Raw genomic sequence first — 16,341 nt, 5'->3', positions numbered from 1 at the left:
GTGACAGCGCCCGAATTCGCCTTCCGGCCTCAACTCGCCGAGGACGTCGCACGTTTCGTGCGCAAACGCATCTTCGACGGCACCTACGCCGCCGGTGAGTACGTGCGGCTGGAGCAACTGGCCGCCGAACTGGGCATCAGCGTCACCCCGGTGCGCGAGGCGCTGTTCGAGTTGAAGGCCGAAGGGTTACTGGCCCAACAGCCCCGGCGCGGTTTCGTCGTGTTGCCGGTGACGGGCCGCGACCTCACCGACGTGTCGAATGTGCAGGCTTACATCGGTGGTGAGCTCGCGGCGCGCGCCGCGGCCAACGTCACCGACGATCAGCTGCGCGGCCTGAAGCAGATCCAGTCCGACCTGGAAGCGGCGTACGCAGCCACCGACGACGAGCGGGCGGTACGGCTCAATCACGAATTCCACCGTGCCATCAACGTCGCCGCGGATTCACCCAAGTTGGCCCAGCTGATGTCACAGATCACCCGCTATGCCCCCGAGTCGGTGTTCCCGGTTATCGCGGGCTGGCCGGAGAAGTCGAACGATCACCACCGCAGGCTGCTGGCCGCGCTGGAACAGCACGACGAGCGCCTCGCCCGCGCCGAGATGTCCGAGCACCTCGCCGCAGGTGCGAAGCCGTTGATCGACCACCTCACGGAGCGCGGCGTAATCACCTGACCTGCTCCCGCAACATATCCCGCAGCGCGCGAACATCGACCTTGCCCGACGCCTTGCGGGGAATGTCGTCGTCGGTGTCGGCGACAAGCCACACAGTCGGTACCTTAAAGGCGCTCAACCGGTTTCGGGCTTCCACGCGCAGCTCGTCGATGGAACGCTCCGATACCACGACGGCGCCGACCGCACCCTCCACCTCCGTGGCGACCGCGTTGTGCACGCCGTCGATCGTCCGAAGTGCACGCTCGACCTCGCTCGGATAGACCGTCGCACCGCTGACCTTGAACATGTCGTCGCTGCGGCCGTGGTAGAACATGAACCCGTCGTCATCGAGGCGTCCGAGGTCGCCGGTGGGGTAGTAGCCGTCGGGGGTGAACACGTCTTCGCGGCTGCGACGGCAGATCCCGCGCATCACATGCGGTCCCCGGATCTCGATCATCCCGACGGTCCCGGTCGGCACCGGCTCGCCGGTGTCGGTGTCGACGATGCGAACCTCCATGCCGTCGAACGGTTTTCCGCAACTGCCCCACGCCGGGCGCGGCATGTCGGTGTCCGCGGGGTAGCCGCAGTACGGCCCGAACGACTCGGTCATACCGAACAGGTTGGCCCGGGCACCGCGGGCCGCGCGCTGCTCGGGTGGCAGCAACGCCTCCATGCTGCCGGGCCGCAGCTGCGACAGATCAGCTCCCACAGAGGCGTTCGCGCGTGCCAGTGCCGCAGCCTGGTCGGGCCAGCCGCGAAACAGTGTCACGTGCTCGCGTTCGATCAGGCGCAGCGTCGTCTCCGGGCGGGGCATCTCCTCGGTCACCAGCGTCGCACCGGTCAGCAGCGCAGACAGCAGACCGCCCGCCAGTCCGCCCACCCAGAAGAACGGCATTGGTAGATACAACCGGGTGTCTGCGGAAATGCAACGCGCCGCCAAACCGGATCGCACCGCGCCCAGAGCGTTGCCGTGCGAATGGATTACACCCTTGGGTGGGCCTTCGCTACCCGAGGTGAACATGATCGCCAGCGTGTCGCTCGGGGTGACCGCGGCAGCGATCTCGTCGACGGGCGCGACGCCGTCCGAAGGGAGTCTGTCGGCGGGCCAGACCTCGCGCAGAGCCGGAAGATTGCCGCGCTCGGCGCGGATGTCGTCGAGGTAGCGGTGGCCGCGGAACTCCTCGACGGCCACCAAAAACTGCACCGCCGCCACGCGAAGCTGGGCCGCGAGTTCGGGTGGCTGCAACAGCGTGCTCAACGGCACCAGCACCGCGCCGACGCGGGTCAGCGCGATCGCGATCCGCACCCACTCGACGCAGTTCGGCATGATCAACGCGACCCGACTGCCCTTGCCCAACCCTGCGGCCAGAAAGGCGGCGGCCAATTCGTGCGTGGAGGCGTCGAGTACGGCGTAGGTGATCTCGGCCGACGGGTCGATCACCACCGGCTTGTCGCCATGTTCGGCGGCGCGCAGGCGCACCAGCGCGTCGATCGTGTCATACATCGAAAGCCTCTGCCAATCTTGACAAGTCGACCTTTCCGCTCGACAACACCGGGATGTGTGCAGCGGGCACGGCGGCGAACCGCCGGGGGATCTTGTAGGAGGACAGCTCGGGCTTGAGTCGCTCACGACATCCGGCTTCGTCGAACGACGCGCCGTCCTCCAATGCGATGACCGCGGCGACGAGCTGGCCGCGTTCGGCGTCGGGGAGGCCGATCACGTGCGCGATGACGCCGCCGGTCACCTTCGCGATCGCCCGTTCCACCTCCGCGGGTGCGACATTGGCGCCCGCGGTCTTGATCATCGAGCTGCGGCGGCCGACGAAGTAGAAGAAGCCGTCGGCATCCGTGCGCACGAGGTCGCCGGTGTGGAACCAGCCGCCGACGTCGAAGCACTCCTCGCGGCTGCGCTTGTAATACCGCTGCATCATGAACGGCCCGCGGGCGCACAACTCGCCCACGGCACCGACGCCCACGGGCCGTCCGGTGTCAGGATCGATGACCTTGACGTCGAATCCGGGTACCGGCTTGCCGAACGATCCGCGCCGATGCTCGGGCTGATCGGATTCGTCGGCGCTGGCGAGGATGACGCTGCCGGATTCGGTCATGCCGAGCATGGTATGGCGCAGCTCGGGGTCGGCGGGCCGGACGTCGGGCGCCATGATCGGGTACAGATTGCCGCGCCTGATCGACGACAGATCGCGGCTCGGCAGGCTGGGGTGCCGGGCCAGATGCGCGATGCCGGCCACGAATCCGTTGGTCATCGTCGGCTTCTCGGCCTCCAGCAGGTCGAGGGTCTCGCCGGCATCGACGGCGTTGGAGCACAACAGCGTGGCCCCGGCGAGCAGGGCGGCCAGCACCGAGTAGGCGAAGCCGCCGATCCAGAAGAACGGCGAATTGCTGAACAGCTTCACTTCGGTGGTCAGCCCGCGGATCTCGTTGAGCACCACCTGGTGGTTGAGCAGTCCTGCGTGCGTGTGCACGACACCTTTGGGTGCGCTGGTCGACCCCGACGTGTAGATGATCGCCAACTCGTCGCACGGTTCGACATCGTCTTCGAGCGCGGCCAGCAGGTCGGCGTCGGCCAACTCCGTCGGCTCGGTGTCGACGAGAACGTGACGGAGCAGCGGAAGGCGTTCGATGTCGGCAAGCCGCTGCCGGTAGTCGTGAGATCGGTATGCCCCCGTGGCCAGGAGGATCTCGACGTCGGAGTGGGCGAGTTGTTCGCGCATCTCCGGTGCGGTCGCCAGCGTCGAGATCGGGATCACCACGGCGCCGATCCGCGCGGCGGCCAGCATCGCCACGACGAACGCCGACCCGTTCGGATGCAACACGCCCACGTGCGTGCCCTTGCCGGCGCCGAGACAGATCAGCCCGCGAGCCAGCCGCGCCGACCGGAGTTCGGCGTCGGCATAGCTCAGTCGGTCCGCGTCGCAGATCAGCAGCGGGTGATCGCCCCGCGCCGCGGCCTGCGTGCGCAGCACCGAACCGACGGTGCGTTCAGGCATGGCCGAAGGTGGCTTGAGTGTTGAAGTGGTGCCGCACCGCGCTCAGGTCGGGTTTACCCGAGGGCGTGCACGGCATCTGCTCGACGATCGCGATGGCGGTGGGAACCTCATAGTGGGCCAGGCGATTTCGGAGGAACTCGTCGAGCGTCGCGGCGTCGACCGGCTCGCGCGGCTGCACCATCGCCACCGGTGTCTCGCCGAGTCGTTCGTCGGGCCGACCGACGACGGCGGCGCTGTGCACCGCGGGGTGGCTCTCGAGGGCTGAGCGCACATCGTCGGGCATGACCTTGAACCCGCCGCGGATGATCGCTTGATCCGCGCGTCCCAGGATCCATACGAACCCGTCGGAATCGATGCGGGCCAGGTCGGTGGTGCGCATCCAGTCCGCCGCGGGGCCCAACTGGCCGGGCTTGACCTCGAGTAGACCGGGCTGATCGGCGCCGAGGGGGCGCCCGTCATTGTCGACGACGCGCAGTTGTGCGCCGAGGCTGGCCCTGCCCACACTGCCCCGCTTGGTCTGCCAGTACTGCTGGTAGTCGGCCAGCGTCCAGCCGGCAACCCCGCCACCGAACTCGGTTGCGGCGTAGGACGTTAGAACCGGTATACCGAATTTCTCGGTGAACGCGTCGGCGTCCTCGGCGGACAGTGGTGCGGTGCCGGAGGTGACCGCCTGAATGCCGGCCAGATCGTCGCGGGTCAGGTCCGAGTGCAACACGGTGCGCAGCGCCGCGGGCACAAGGGACACCGCGCGCGGACGGTGACGCCGCACCGCGTCGGCCCAGCGCGTCAATTCGAAACGGTCGAGCAGGACGAACGAGCGGCCCTCGCAGACACATTGCAGCACGCGGAACACCCCACCGATGTGCACCAGCGGGGCGTTGACGATGGCCACCCCGCGCCGCAGTTGCTTCGGCGTCGGCGCTTCGTCGAAGCCTTTGCCGATCACGCTGTGCGCCAACATGTCGTAGGTAAGGTCGATCCGCTTTGGCGGCCCGGTCGTGCCGCTTGTCAGCATCCGCACCGCGACGCCGATGCGGTTCTCCTCGGGCACCAGCGCCCGAGCCGCAGTCAGACGGATGGGCTCGCAGACCGTCGAGATCGCGACCATGTCGGTGCCCGGGGTGCGCACCAGCCGCGTCAGGTCGTCCTGTTCGCCGATCACCACCGGCAAGGCGAGCGCATCGAGGTCGGCCCTGATGCGGTCGTCGCCGCGCGACGGGTTGACGACCACCACGGTGCCCCCGCCGAGCAGGACACCGAGGAAGCTCGCGACATGGGCCGGCGTGTTGCGCAACAGCATTCCCACTTGGCGCCCCATCACCCCGACCCCGTGGACCTGCGAGGTCAGTGCGTACAACTGTCCCCACGTGACCCATCGCCCTTCGTATTCGATGGCGGGTGCGTCTGCATCGAGCGCAAGCACATCCCTGATGCGTCGGCTGAGCGGGTGATCAACCATCAGCGAATCCTCGGTTCGGACCGCGCGGTCGGCGGCGCTTGGGCCAACTCGGCCTGACCGAGCGGATTCCCCAGCCGGGTGTAGATCAGGTTCTGCTCCATCGCCGCGCGGTAGGGCTTCTCCAGCGATTCCCAGATCGCCTTGACGGTACCTTGCGTCGCTGAGGGCGGTTTTGCGGCGATGTCGGCAGCGATCTCGTGTGCGCGCGTCCACAGGTGGTCGGCGGGAACCACCTCGGTCACCAAGCCCATCTGCAGAGCCGTGGTGGCGCTGACGCGTTCGTCGTTGCCCATCAATGCGATCCGCAGCGACTGGGCAAGCCCGACGCGTCGCATCATCCCGATCGGCTCCAGTGCGCACACCAGGCCTGCGCTCACGTGGGAGTCGAAAAAGGTCGCATCCTGCGAACAGATGACCACGTCGGCCTCGTTGAGGAAGTAGAACGCCCCCGCCGTGCACATGCCCTGGACCGCGCAGACGACCGGCTTCCACATCTTCTGCCACTTCGGGCTGAGATGCTCGCCGGGATCCTCGTGGTTCCACACGTTATGAGGCTGGCCGTAAGACGACTTGATATCCAGGCCGGCGCTGAACGCGTGGTCGCCCGCCGCGCGAAGCACCACCGCGTTGACCGCGTCGTCGGTCTTGACGAGTTGCCACGCCTGCGACATCTCCTCACACATCGTGCGATTGAAGGCGTTCAGTGATTCCGGTCGGTTCAGCGTGATGGTCGCGACGTGGTCGGTGGCGTCCACATCGACGACGATGGTCTCGAACGACGGCTCCGACATGGTTATCGACACTGCCAGTTCGGGGCGCGCTTCTCCATGAACGCCTTGGGGCCCTCGGCGGCGTCGTCGGTGCGCACCACGCGCTCACGGAACGTCTCGGCGAGGATCTCCGCCTCGTGCAGCGGCAGGTCGAGTGTCTTGTGGATGGCCAACCGCGTACCCCGGACCGCGAGTGGGGCATTGGAGTTGACAATGTCGGCGATCTCGTGCGCGCGCTCGAGCAGCCGGTCGTGCTCCACCACCTCGCTGATCATGCCCAGCTCGTATGCTCGTTCGGCGCTCATTCGCTCGTGCTTGCCCATCAGCGCCATGCGTAGCGCGATATTGCGCGGCAGGATCCTGGCCAGCCGGACCATCTCGCGGCCGGCCACCAGACCGATGCTCACGTGTGGATCGAAGAACGTGGCCTTGTCGGATGCGATCGCGATGTCGCCGGTGGTGATCCAGTCCAGTCCTGCCCCACAACACAACCCGTTCACGGCGGTGAGGATCGGCTTGGCCATCCGCCGAAACGGGGGTGTGCCCTCCTGTGGCGCCTCCCACTGTTCGTAGGTGGACAGGTACGGCCGCTCGTAGATGACCCTGCCATCCTCGGGGATCTCACCGACATCGGCGCCGGTGCAGAATGCACGGCCCGTTCCGGTCACGATCAGGATCCAGATGTCGTCGTCGTTCTCCGCTTCGTCGTAGGCGGCGCGAAGTTCTGAGACCATATGCGGGCTCAGCGCATTGAGCGCATTCGGCCGGTTCAAGGTGATCGTGGCCTTGTGCCCGTCGACCTCGTAGGTGATGTTCTCGAAAGTGGGAGACATCGTCGTCGTTCCTATCCGTCAGCGCCCTTGGAATTCCGGCGGGCGCTTGTCGCGGAACGCCGCCAGTCCTTCTTTGAAATCGGTGGTTCGGCAGGATAACTCGACGTTGTAGAGCTCCCTGTCCATGGTGTCGGAAAGCGACGCGTGCTGGCCGTAGTGCATGGATTGTTTGGCAAGGCCCATCGCGACGGTCGGCCCGGATGCCAACCGCTCGACGAGTTCGTCGCTCACCGCGGATAATTCGTCTTCGGGCACCGCGGCGTGGATCAGACCCCACTGCGCCGCGTCGGCTCCGCTGACCCTCTCGCCCAGCAGCAGCATCCGCTTGGCGCGCGCCAGCCCGACGAGGCGGGGCAGCAGCCAGGTCGAACCCGAGTCGGGGCTGAAACCGCGCCCGAGGAACGGCTCCCAGAACACGGCGTCCTTCGCGGCCACGGTGAAGTCGGCTGCCAGCGCCAGGTTGCAACCGAGCGCGGCGGCCCAGCCGCGAACCGTGCACACCACCGGTAGATGAAGTGTGTGGACCAGTTCGACCACTCGGTGCGCGGTGTGGGGTTGGCGCCGGAGGATATCTCCGGTGCGCGGACGCCGGTCACCGGCGTTGGAAGCCACCCAGTCCACCCCGGCGCAGAAATCCGACCCCTCGCCACGGATATGCACGGCGCGTAGGGAATCGTCGGTGGCGGCTGCCGTCAATGTCGCCACGAGCGTGTCGGTCATGCTGCGGCTCAACGCGTTACGCCGCGAAGGGCGGTTCAGCGTGATACGCAGGATCGCGCCGTCGCGCGAGGTCTCGACCACGCCGTCGTCAGCCGCATCGGTCACCGTTGAATCCGCCAATCTAGAGCTATACGGTTAGACATACAGTATTGCTATCTTGTACAAGTTAGCAAGGACAGCGGTCGAAAAGACATCGCCGCCGACGAGAGGCCATCGATGGCACAGGACACGCCGAGCTACGGCGAGCAACCGCTGGCGCAGACCGTCGCGGCCGCGGGTGCCCTGCGCCGGCTCAGCGGCCTGCTGCTGTCGCTGGAACACGACCATCCCACCGTCGACGTGATGCTGCGCCAGATCGGTGACTGGGAACGCGAGTTGGCCGCCGTCGCACCGACCGATATGACGCCGCGCATAGGCCCCGACGCCGCGGAGGCGCAGCGGGTATACCTCGACCACGCCTTCGACGTCGGCGCGTACAACCCGGCGTTTCCCGAATACACCGTCGATGAGCTCGACGCGGACTCCGCGTCGGGCAGGGTCACGTTCCCGGTCGTCTTCGAAGGTCCGCCAGGATTGGTCAACGGTGGGTTTCTCGCCGTGTTCTTCGACTGCGTGACCCAGCATCACAGCTGCGCCATGGGCCGAACGGGCAAGACCCGCTCGTTGACCGTCACCTTCCGCAGGCCGACGCCGATCCTCACGGAGCTGGAATTCGACGTCAGGCGCGTGGAGGCCGACGGCCGCGTGACATCGACGGCCCGGTTGGTGCTCGGCGACGAGGTGTTGTGCATCGGTGAATTCAACACGTCGGCGTCCTCACCCGAGCGACTGTCGGTGTTCCAATTCGGGAAGCGCCGGCCGAGATGACCAGCGCGCACAGGATCCGTCAGCCCCGAGTGGCCGAGATCATCGCTGCGCGGCTGCGAGACGACATCCTGTCCGGGCGGCTCAAAGAGGGCGACGTGTTGCCATCGCAGGACGGCCTGCTCGCCGAGTTCGGCGTCAGCCCACCGGCATTGCGCGAGGCCATCCACATCCTCGAGACGGAGGGCCTGATCTCGGTACGGCGGGGCAACATGGGCGGCGCGGTCGTGCATCAGCCGTCGGCGGACCGGACCGCCCACATGATCAGCATGGTCTTGCAGACCCGGTCGGCCACTCCCGCGGACGTCAGCGGCGCACTGCTGCACCTCGAACCGATCTGCGCGAGCATGTGCGCGGGCAGGGCCGACCGCATGACCGAGGTCGTACCCTACCTCGAAGACGAAATACAAAGACAGGTCGACGAATTCGACGACCCATCGCGGTATGTCCCCAATGCCCGCAGGTTCCACGAGACGATCGTCTCCCGCTGCGGCAACGAACCGATGATCCTGTTGATCGGCTCATTGGAGCTGATCTGGTCGGCGCACGAGTCATCGGTGTGGGGCGACGAGACCGGCGCCGATCCGATGAACGACAAGACGATGCGAGCCGCGCTGCGCGATCACCAACGCATGCTCGACGCCATCCGCGACGGCAACCAGGCTCGCGCGGCGCGACTGGCCGCTGACCACCTTGCGGTCGCACGGCGCAACACGCTCGCGGCTGGAACGGACAAAACCATTGAGGCCAAGCTCATCTCCGACGTTCAGTGAGGACACCACATGACCACCGCCGATGACCGCGTGCTGTTCGACGTCAACCGCGACAAGCGGATCGCGACCATCACGCTGAACAACCCCGCGCAGCGCAACTCCTACGACGCGGCGATGCGCGAGACCGTCGGCCGCTACCTCGACCAGGTCGCCGAGGACGACGACATCACCGTCGTGTTGCTGCGCGGCGCCGAAGGAGTCTTCAGCACCGGGGCCGATATGAACAACGCGTACGGCTGGTATGGCGAGAAGGATTCGGCGCAAGCCAAGCGGCGCCCGAGCCAACGGCGCCGGCTCACGGTGGACCGCAAGTCGTTCGGCTTCTACCACAACTTCATGGGCTTCCCGAAGGTCACGGTGGGGGAGATCAGCGGGTACGCACTGGGCGGCGGCTTCGAGATGGCGCTGATGACCGACATCTCCGTAATCGCCCGCACCACCAAGATCGGCATGCCTGCCACCCGGTTCCTAGGCCCCGCGCTCGGCAGCCTGCACATGTTCTTCCACCGGCTGGGCCCCGTGCTCGCGCGCCGACTGCTGCTGACCGGCGACATCATCGAGGCCGACTCGGTCGAACATCTCGGCGTCTTCACCGAGACCTGCGAGGCCGACCAGGTGACCAAGCGGGCCCGGTACTGGGCGGAGAAGGCCGCCAAGATGCCCGCCGACGGCGTCGTGATCGCCAAGGAGGCGTTCCGCCTCGTCGAGCAGAGCCAGGCCTACCAGGGTGAGGAAGTGGCGAGCTACCTGTTCCATGCGTACGGGACGAACCTGCAGTTCGCAGAGGGTGAGTTCAACTTCGTCAAGACCCGCGCCCAGCACGGCACCAAGGAGGCGTTCCGGCTGCGTGACGAGCATTTCCACGTACCCGAGCCCGAGTAGCGGCGTCCGCTACAGTATCTGTTAGTTTTGTAACGCCGTTAACGTCGAAACCCGAGGTAGAAACATGGGAACACCCGTCATCGTCGGTGCCGCCAGGACCGCGATCGGCCGATCCTTCAAGGGGACGCTGGTCAACACTCCGCCGGAGACGCTGATCACCGCCGTCCTGCCGGAGGTGATCCGTCGCTCGGGTATCGACCCCAACGACATCGACGATCTGATCTTTGCCGAATCCCATTATGGCGGAGGCGATTTGGCCCGCTATGCGGCCGACGCGGCCGGACTGCCGGATGTTCCGGGCCAGTCGGTGAACCGGCACTGCGCGGGCAGCCTCACCGCGATCGGCAACGCGGCGGCGCAGATCGGCTCCGGTATGGAACGTGCGCTGATCGCGGGCGGTGTGCAGTCGCTGTCGATGACGCCGCTGGTCAACTGGCGGATCCCGGGCCCTGAGCTGAAGTTCGAAGAGAAGTGGATGCCGCCCACCCACGTCGAGACGCCGGACGCGCCGACGCGCGACATGTCGATCACCGTCGGGTGGAACACCGCGCAGTCGGTTGGCATCACGCGTGAGGAGATGGACGCCTGGGCGGCGCGGTCGCACCAGCGCGCGATCGCCGCGATCGACGCGGGCAAGTTCGTCGACGAGATCGTGCCGCTGAAGGTGCAGCAGTTCGACGGCTCGGTCACCGAGTTCAGCGTCGACGAGCATCCGCGCCGCGACACCACGGCCGAGAAGCTGGCCGGGCTCAAACCGCTGCACCCCGAGATCGAGGGCTTCTCGATCACCGCGGGAAACAGCAGCGGCACCAACGACGCGGCCGCCGCGGTGGCGCTCGTCGACAGCGACTACGCCGCCGCCAACAGCCTGACCACGCTGGCCACCGTGAAGGCCTGGGCCGCAGCGGGTGTGCCGCCGCGCGACTGCGGGCTCGGTGCGGTGAAGGTGATCGGCAAGGTGCTCGACCGCGCCGGCCTGAAGCCGTCCGACGTCACGCTGTGGGAGATCAACGAGGCGTTCGCGTCAGTGCCGATCGCGGCGTGCCGCGAGTACGGCATCGACGAGGAGCTGGTGAACTTCTCCGGAAGTGGTTGCAGTCTCGGGCATCCCATCGCGGCATCGGGTGCGCGGATGGTCACCACGCTGGTCTACGAATTGCAGAGGCGCGGCGGCGGAATCGGTGTCGCGGCGATGTGTGCAGGCGGTGGCCAGGGCGGCGCGGTCGTCGTCGAGGTCTAGCAGGCTTGGGTGTAGTTGGTTGCGGTGAGCGCGACCAACTACACCGAACCCTCATCTAGCGCTTGCGGGCGGCCTTCTTCGCCGACTTCGCGCCGGCGTCGTCGATCAGGCGTTCCGCCCGGTCGAGAATGCACTCGAGACCGAACTCGAAGTTCTTATCGTCGGCCGCGCCGATGTGGTGGCCCTTCTCAGTGACCAGCGCCAGCAGCGGTGTGCTGTCGGCATCGATGCTCATGGTGTCCTCGAGATCGCTGGGGCCCTCGTCGGCGGCCCGATTCTTCTCCCGAAGGCGGTGCAGCACAACGGATCCGCGAACATGCACCGAGACCGCCGAGTAGGTGTCGAACGCGTCCTCGGCCGACAGGCCCGCCTCGACCAGGCCGGCGATCGCCTTCTCCACCTCCTGCACGCCGAGCTTGGCCACCCGGGGGCTCAGCGCCGACCGGATGAGGATCAGGTCGCAAAGAATCGGGTTGCCCATGAACGTCTTTCGCATGGTGTGGGCATGGTTGCGCAGCGTCTCGCGCCAGTCCTTGGCTTCGACATACGGCGTGGCGAACACGTACTGGCGAAGCGCGCGGTCGGTCATCGCGTTGAGTAGATCGTCCTTCTTGCGGAAGTACCAGTAGATGCTCGTCACCCCGACGCCGAGGTGCTTGCCCAGTAGCGGCATGGACAGGTTGTCGATGCCCACCTCTTCGGCGAGTTCGAAGGCGCCCTTGATGATGTCGTCGGGATTGATCGATCCGCGCTCGCGTCGTTGACGCTTCTCCGCGGTCGCCTGCCTTGCCACTAGGGCACCTCCATCGAATTAGCCGCGCGCGCAGCCCCCCGTGAAGCGGGGTTGGTGGACCTGAATGTACCGTCAGCCGCCCCTGATCTGCGCCAATGCAGGTGTGTCGCGGCTGCGCCGTTACCGTCAACCATACCGGGAGCCGTTCCGTCACCGACCTCCACAGTGATTCCGCTGTTCTACTGTAAGTCCTATAGTAAGCTTTTCTACGCAATCGGGTGAGCGAAAGGCCGCATGGACCTCGGGCTGAAGGACGCCACCGCCGTTGTGGTCGGCGGCGGGCGCGGGATGGGTTTCGCGACGGCGCGCTGCCTGGCCGAGGACGGGGCCAGGGTCGCGGTCGTCGGGCGGACGCCGGATGTCCTCGAAGACGCCGCGACCGCTCTCGCCGAAATCGGCAGCCCGGACACACTCGCCCTGAGCGCCGACACCACCGACGCCGCTCAGGTGCAGCGAGCCTTCGACGAAGTCGCGCAGCGCTGGGACGGCCGACTCAACATCCTGATCAACGCCGTCGGCCCCGACGCCGTCGGCACCTTCGAGGACCTGACCGACGAGCAGTGGCGCATCGCGTTCGACAGCGGCGTGATGGGCATGGTGCATTGCGTGCGCTCGGCGCTACCGCTGTTGCGCGCGGCCGAATGGGCGCGCGTGGTCAACTTCTCTGCCCATTCGACGCAACGGCAGAGCGTGATCCTGCCCGCCTACACCGCCGCCAAAGCGGCGCTGACGAGCATCTCGAAGAACCTGTCGCTGCTGCTGGCCCCCGACGAGATCATGGTCAACGTGGTCTCGCCGGGCAGCATCGCCTCCGAAGCGCTGATCGGTTGGGCTGAGTCGGTCGGCGTCGACGGCAACGATCCGTATGCGTTGATGTCGGCCATCGGCGAGCACTTCGGCCATCCGGCGCATCTCCCGCGCGCGGGGCTGCCCGACGAAATCGCGCCCGTGGTCGCGTTTCTCGCGTCACGTCGCAACTCGTACATGACCGGTGCCAACGTCATCGTCGACGGGGGCTCAGATTTCACCTGAGCCTTCGCGTGAGGTTCATCGGAATCGGCTGAGGAGGTCATCGTGGCTTCGGCGAAGGATGCCCGGGAGTGGGCTCACCATCATCTGCGCGGGATCGGCGATTCGCTGTACACGCCGTTTCGCGGTGTCGACGGCGACGACGTCGACTGGGAGGCGTACCGGACACTGGTGCGGCACTGCGTCGGCGCGCTGAACCATCCGCTGTTGTGGTGTACGAGCGGTATCGCCGAGTTCTGGGCGCTGACCGTCTACGAGCGAAAGCGGTTGCTGGAGATCGCGATCGAGGAGGGCCGCGCCGCCAACCCCGACGTCGTCGTGCAGGCGTGCACCGCGGCGACGGCGGCCAAGGACTGCCTCGAGCTCACGCGACACGCGCAGGAGGCCGGCGCCGACATCGCCTATATCCAGACCCCGATGATGGAGGCACACGGCGGGCAGGGCGTGCTGAACTTCTTCCGTTACATCGCCGACCGCACCGACATCGCGCTGGGCATGTTCAATTCGCCGTCGTCGGGCTATGTCCTGACGCCGGCCGAAAGCGCCGCCATCTACGAGCAGATCCCGGCGGTCTGCGCGACGAAGGAGGGCGCGTTCCGGCCGATGGCCAGCAGGATGCTGCACGAGTTGGCGCCCGATCTTGCGGTGTGGGAGTGCGACAAGACCGTGTACCGCGCGGGCTGGCTGCGCGACGGGATCGTCTGTCCCGCGCAGCTCGGCACCGCCGGCTACCTGTTCGAAACCCCGGAGCGACGTGTCTTCAGCGAGTACTGGGAGCTGATCGTCAACGACAAACTCGTGGAGGCGATGGACCACGCGCGCGAGTCCGGGCTCGACCAGTTCGACCTCGACATGGGTTCGTGGTTCACCTGCTATCCGGGTCGGCCCGACTACTTCACCCACTGGGGCGGGGCGTTCAAGTACGCGGCGTCGGTGCTCGGCCTGCCGATCGGAGAGTATCCGCACTCCCGGCCGCCGCAGGCGCACCTACCCGCCGAGGCGAAAGCCCAGATCGACTCCGCGTATCGGCGGCTTGGGCTGGTCGAGGTGTGAGCGTCTCGATGTGCCCGCCGACCGTGCCCGCCGGGCCTCGACGACGGTTGCGGTAGGCACTACCGATAGGTGTACAGTATGAGCATTCACAGAGCTCGCGCCGCTGAAGGAGGACTGCTGGGTGAGCGCTCCTGACCAAGTCACCGACGCCCACTCCGACTCCGAGGCCGCGCCGGTGCGCTACGAGGTGTTCGACACCGGGGTCGCGGTGCTCACGCTCAACCGGCCCGACCGGATGAACGGGTGGGGTGGCGGGCTCGCCGGCACGTTCTACGAACGCATGGACGACGCCGAGGCCGACCCCGCGGTGCGCGCGATCGTGGTCACCGGCAGCGGCCGCGCGTTCTGCGCGGGCGCCGACATGGGGGACCTGACGACGATCAGCGCGACGACGGTCGATGCCGCCGCCGACACTGACGTCGGAAAGCTGGTCGGCGCTCGGCATCCGCATTTTCTGATGGGCATGCGCAAGCCCGTCATCGCCGCGATCAACGGCGCCTGCGCGGGCATGGGGCTGACACTGGCCCTGGCGTGCGACGTGCGCTTCGCGGCCGAGGGCGCCAAGTTCACCACGTCGTTCGCCCGGCGCGGGTTGATCGCCGAATACGGCATCTCCTGGATCCTGCCGCGCATCGTCGGCACCGGCGTGGCCATGGACCTGCTGCTGTCCGGCCGGGTGTTCTTCGCCGACGAGGCCGCCCGGCTGGGTGTGGTCAACGACGTGGTGGCACCGCAGGAGTTGCTCCCGCACGCGATCGGCTATGCCGAGGGCATTGCCGCCAACTGTGCGCCCAGTTCGCTGGCGGTGATCAAACAACAGGTGTACGCAGACAGCATGCGCGATGTCCTCGACGCCAGCGACCACGCCGAGAAGCTGATGCACGAGTCGATGACCCGACCCGATTTCCTCGAGGGCATCACGAGTTTCTTCGAGAAGCGCCCGCCGAACTTTCCGCCGATCAAGGATGACAAGCCATGACTTCCCCGAAACCGCTCGACTACATGGCGATCGACGTCGACAACCACTACTACGAGCCGATCGACGCGTTCACCCGGCACCTGCCCAAGGAGTTCAAACGCCGTGGCGTGCAGATGCTTACCGACGGCAAGCGCACCTACGCCGTGATGGGCGGCGTGGTCAACCACTTCATCCCGAACCCGACGTTCGACCCGATCATCGAGCCGGGGTGCCTGGATCTGTTGTTCCGCGGCGAGATCCCCGACGGTGTGGATCCGGCCTCGCTGATGAAGGTCGACCGGTTGGGGGATCACCCCGAGTACCAGAACCGCGACGCCCGGGTGAAGATCCTCGACAAGCAGAACCTCGAAACGGTGTTCATGCTGCCGACATTCGCGTGCGGGGTCGAGGAGGCCCTCAAACACGACATCGAGGCCACCATGGCGTCGGTGCACGCCTTCAACCTCTGGCTCGACGAGGACTGGGGTTTCGACCGGCCCGACCACCGGTTCATCTCGGCGCCGATCATCTCGCTGGCCGACCCCGACAAGGCCGTCGAGGAAGTCGAATTCGTGCTCGGCCGTGGCGCCAAGACGGTGTGCGTGCGGCCCGCGCCGGTACCCGGAGTGGTCAAACCGCGCTCGCTGGGCGACCCGCTGCACGACCCGGTGTGGGCGCGACTGGCCGAAGCCGGTGTGCCGGTGATCTTCCACCTGTCCGACAGCGGTTACCTCGCGATCGCCGCATTGTGGGGTGGAAAGGCGACGTTCGAGGGTTTCGGCAAGAAGGACCCGCTTGATCAGGTCCTGCTCGACGACCGCGCCATCCACGACACGATGGCGTCGATGATCGTGCACCAGGTCTTCACCCGCCACCCGAAGCTCAAGGTGGCCAGCATCGAGAACGGCTCCTACTTCGTCTACCGCTTGATCAAACGGCTCAAGAAGGCGGCGAACACCGCGCCGTACCACTTCAAGGAAGACCCGGTCGAACAGCTTAAGAACAACGTCTGGATTGCCCCGTACTACGAGGACGACGTCAAACTGCTGGCCGAGACCATCGGCGTGGACAAAATCATGTTCGGCTCGGACTGGCCGCACGGTGAGGGCCTCGCCGATCCGATGGCGTTCACCGCCGACATCCCGCAGTTTCCCGAGTTCAGCGTCGAAGACACTCGAAAGGTGATGCGCGACAACGCACTGGATCTGCTCGGCGTGAACGTCGCGGCCGTGTGATGCCGACCGGATTCGGAATCAGGCGCCACTGTGCGGTTTCATCCGTACGTGACCGCGTGTCGCGGATGAAAACGCA

16 protein-coding genes are annotated in these 16,341 nt (G+C 66.6%); 9 read left to right on the top strand and 7 right to left on the bottom strand.

What is annotated here, in order from left to right:
• On the top strand, positions 1-669 hold the full coding sequence (locus AAHH99_RS08500) for a GntR family transcriptional regulator (protein WP_418768261.1): 669 nt from the start codon (positions 1-3) through the stop codon (positions 667-669).
• On the opposite strand, the gene AAHH99_RS08495 is transcribed toward AAHH99_RS08500, so the two are convergent.
• Genes AAHH99_RS08495 through AAHH99_RS08470 form a run of 6 tightly spaced genes read right to left on the bottom strand, consistent with a single transcriptional unit; the run spans position 662 to position 7,543 of the window.
• Complete coding sequence (locus AAHH99_RS08495) at positions 662-2,152, bottom strand: class I adenylate-forming enzyme family protein (protein WP_418768260.1); 1,491 nt, start codon at positions 2,150-2,152, stop codon at positions 662-664. The two genes, AAHH99_RS08500 and AAHH99_RS08495, sit on opposite strands and share 8 nt — an antisense overlap.
• Positions 2,145-3,656, bottom strand: coding sequence for a class I adenylate-forming enzyme family protein (locus AAHH99_RS08490; protein WP_418768259.1), 1,512 nt, complete (start codon positions 3,654-3,656; stop codon positions 2,145-2,147). Before AAHH99_RS08490 ends, AAHH99_RS08495 begins: the two co-directional genes overlap by 8 nt.
• Entirely contained in the window at positions 3,649-5,115 is a 1,467-nt protein-coding gene (locus AAHH99_RS08485) for a class I adenylate-forming enzyme family protein (protein WP_418768258.1), read from the bottom strand. The genes AAHH99_RS08490 and AAHH99_RS08485 overlap by 8 nt, the downstream gene beginning before the upstream one ends.
• On the bottom strand, positions 5,115-5,906 hold the full coding sequence (locus AAHH99_RS08480; protein WP_418768257.1) for an enoyl-CoA hydratase/isomerase family protein: 792 nt from the start codon (positions 5,904-5,906) through the stop codon (positions 5,115-5,117). The genes AAHH99_RS08485 and AAHH99_RS08480 overlap by 1 nt, the downstream gene beginning before the upstream one ends.
• A 2-nt stretch (positions 5,907-5,908) precedes the next feature.
• Positions 5,909-6,718: an enoyl-CoA hydratase/isomerase family protein gene (locus AAHH99_RS08475; protein ID WP_418768256.1), complete on the bottom strand. Its 810-nt coding sequence runs from the start codon at positions 6,716-6,718 to the stop codon at positions 5,909-5,911.
• Positions 6,719-6,736: 18 nt separating this feature from the next.
• Positions 6,737-7,543 carry an enoyl-CoA hydratase/isomerase family protein gene (locus AAHH99_RS08470; protein WP_418768255.1) on the bottom strand — a complete coding sequence of 269 codons (807 nt, stop codon included), beginning with the start codon at positions 7,541-7,543 and terminating at the stop codon, positions 6,737-6,739.
• Positions 7,544-7,654: 111 nt separating this feature from the next.
• Here AAHH99_RS08470 and AAHH99_RS08465 point away from each other — a divergent pair, with 111 nt between their 5' ends.
• From AAHH99_RS08465 to AAHH99_RS08450, 4 genes are all read left to right on the top strand, one after another.
• Entirely contained in the window at positions 7,655-8,305 is a 651-nt protein-coding gene (locus AAHH99_RS08465; RefSeq protein ID WP_418768254.1) for a hypothetical protein, read from the top strand.
• The gene (locus tag AAHH99_RS08460; RefSeq protein ID WP_418768253.1) at positions 8,302-9,075 is read left to right on the top strand and encodes a FadR/GntR family transcriptional regulator; all 774 of its coding nucleotides are present in this window, start codon (positions 8,302-8,304) and stop codon (positions 9,073-9,075) included. Before AAHH99_RS08465 ends, AAHH99_RS08460 begins: the two co-directional genes overlap by 4 nt.
• Positions 9,076-9,084: 9 nt before the next feature.
• The gene (locus tag AAHH99_RS08455) at positions 9,085-9,957 is read left to right on the top strand and encodes an enoyl-CoA hydratase/isomerase family protein (protein ID WP_418768252.1); all 873 of its coding nucleotides are present in this window, start codon (positions 9,085-9,087) and stop codon (positions 9,955-9,957) included.
• Positions 9,958-10,021: 64 nt separating this feature from the next.
• The gene (locus AAHH99_RS08450) at positions 10,022-11,197 is read left to right on the top strand and encodes a thiolase family protein (protein ID WP_418768251.1); all 1,176 of its coding nucleotides are present in this window, start codon (positions 10,022-10,024) and stop codon (positions 11,195-11,197) included.
• A gap of 55 nt (positions 11,198-11,252) precedes the next feature.
• Here AAHH99_RS08450 and AAHH99_RS08445 read toward each other — a convergent pair whose 3' ends face one another.
• The gene (locus tag AAHH99_RS08445; RefSeq protein ID WP_418768250.1) at positions 11,253-11,990 is read right to left on the bottom strand and encodes a TetR/AcrR family transcriptional regulator; all 738 of its coding nucleotides are present in this window, start codon (positions 11,988-11,990) and stop codon (positions 11,253-11,255) included.
• A 234-nt stretch (positions 11,991-12,224) separates the two neighbouring features.
• Here AAHH99_RS08445 and AAHH99_RS08440 point away from each other — a divergent pair, with 234 nt between their 5' ends.
• The 4 genes from AAHH99_RS08440 (at position 12,225) to AAHH99_RS08425 (ending at position 16,265) form a co-directional block, all read left to right on the top strand.
• A complete protein-coding gene (locus tag AAHH99_RS08440; RefSeq protein WP_418768249.1) occupies positions 12,225-13,022 on the top strand; it encodes an SDR family NAD(P)-dependent oxidoreductase in 798 nt (265 codons plus the stop codon).
• Positions 13,023-13,064: 42 nt separating this feature from the next.
• The gene (locus tag AAHH99_RS08435; protein WP_418768248.1) at positions 13,065-14,072 is read left to right on the top strand and encodes a dihydrodipicolinate synthase family protein; all 1,008 of its coding nucleotides are present in this window, start codon (positions 13,065-13,067) and stop codon (positions 14,070-14,072) included.
• Positions 14,073-14,193: 121 nt separating this feature from the next.
• On the top strand, positions 14,194-15,051 hold the full coding sequence (locus AAHH99_RS08430; RefSeq protein ID WP_418768247.1) for an enoyl-CoA hydratase: 858 nt from the start codon (positions 14,194-14,196) through the stop codon (positions 15,049-15,051).
• Positions 15,048-16,265, top strand: coding sequence for an amidohydrolase family protein (locus AAHH99_RS08425; protein WP_418768246.1), 1,218 nt, complete (start codon positions 15,048-15,050; stop codon positions 16,263-16,265). Before AAHH99_RS08430 ends, AAHH99_RS08425 begins: the two co-directional genes overlap by 4 nt.
• The last annotated feature ends 76 nt before the right edge of the window (positions 16,266-16,341 follow it).

The sequence above is a fragment of the Mycobacterium neumannii genome (assembly GCF_048452905.1).
GTDB classification, from domain to species: domain Bacteria; phylum Actinomycetota; class Actinomycetes; order Mycobacteriales; family Mycobacteriaceae; genus Mycobacterium; species Mycobacterium neumannii_B.
Note: the sequence above shows the minus strand (reverse complement) of the source record. Positions and strands in the feature narration are given on the sequence as shown.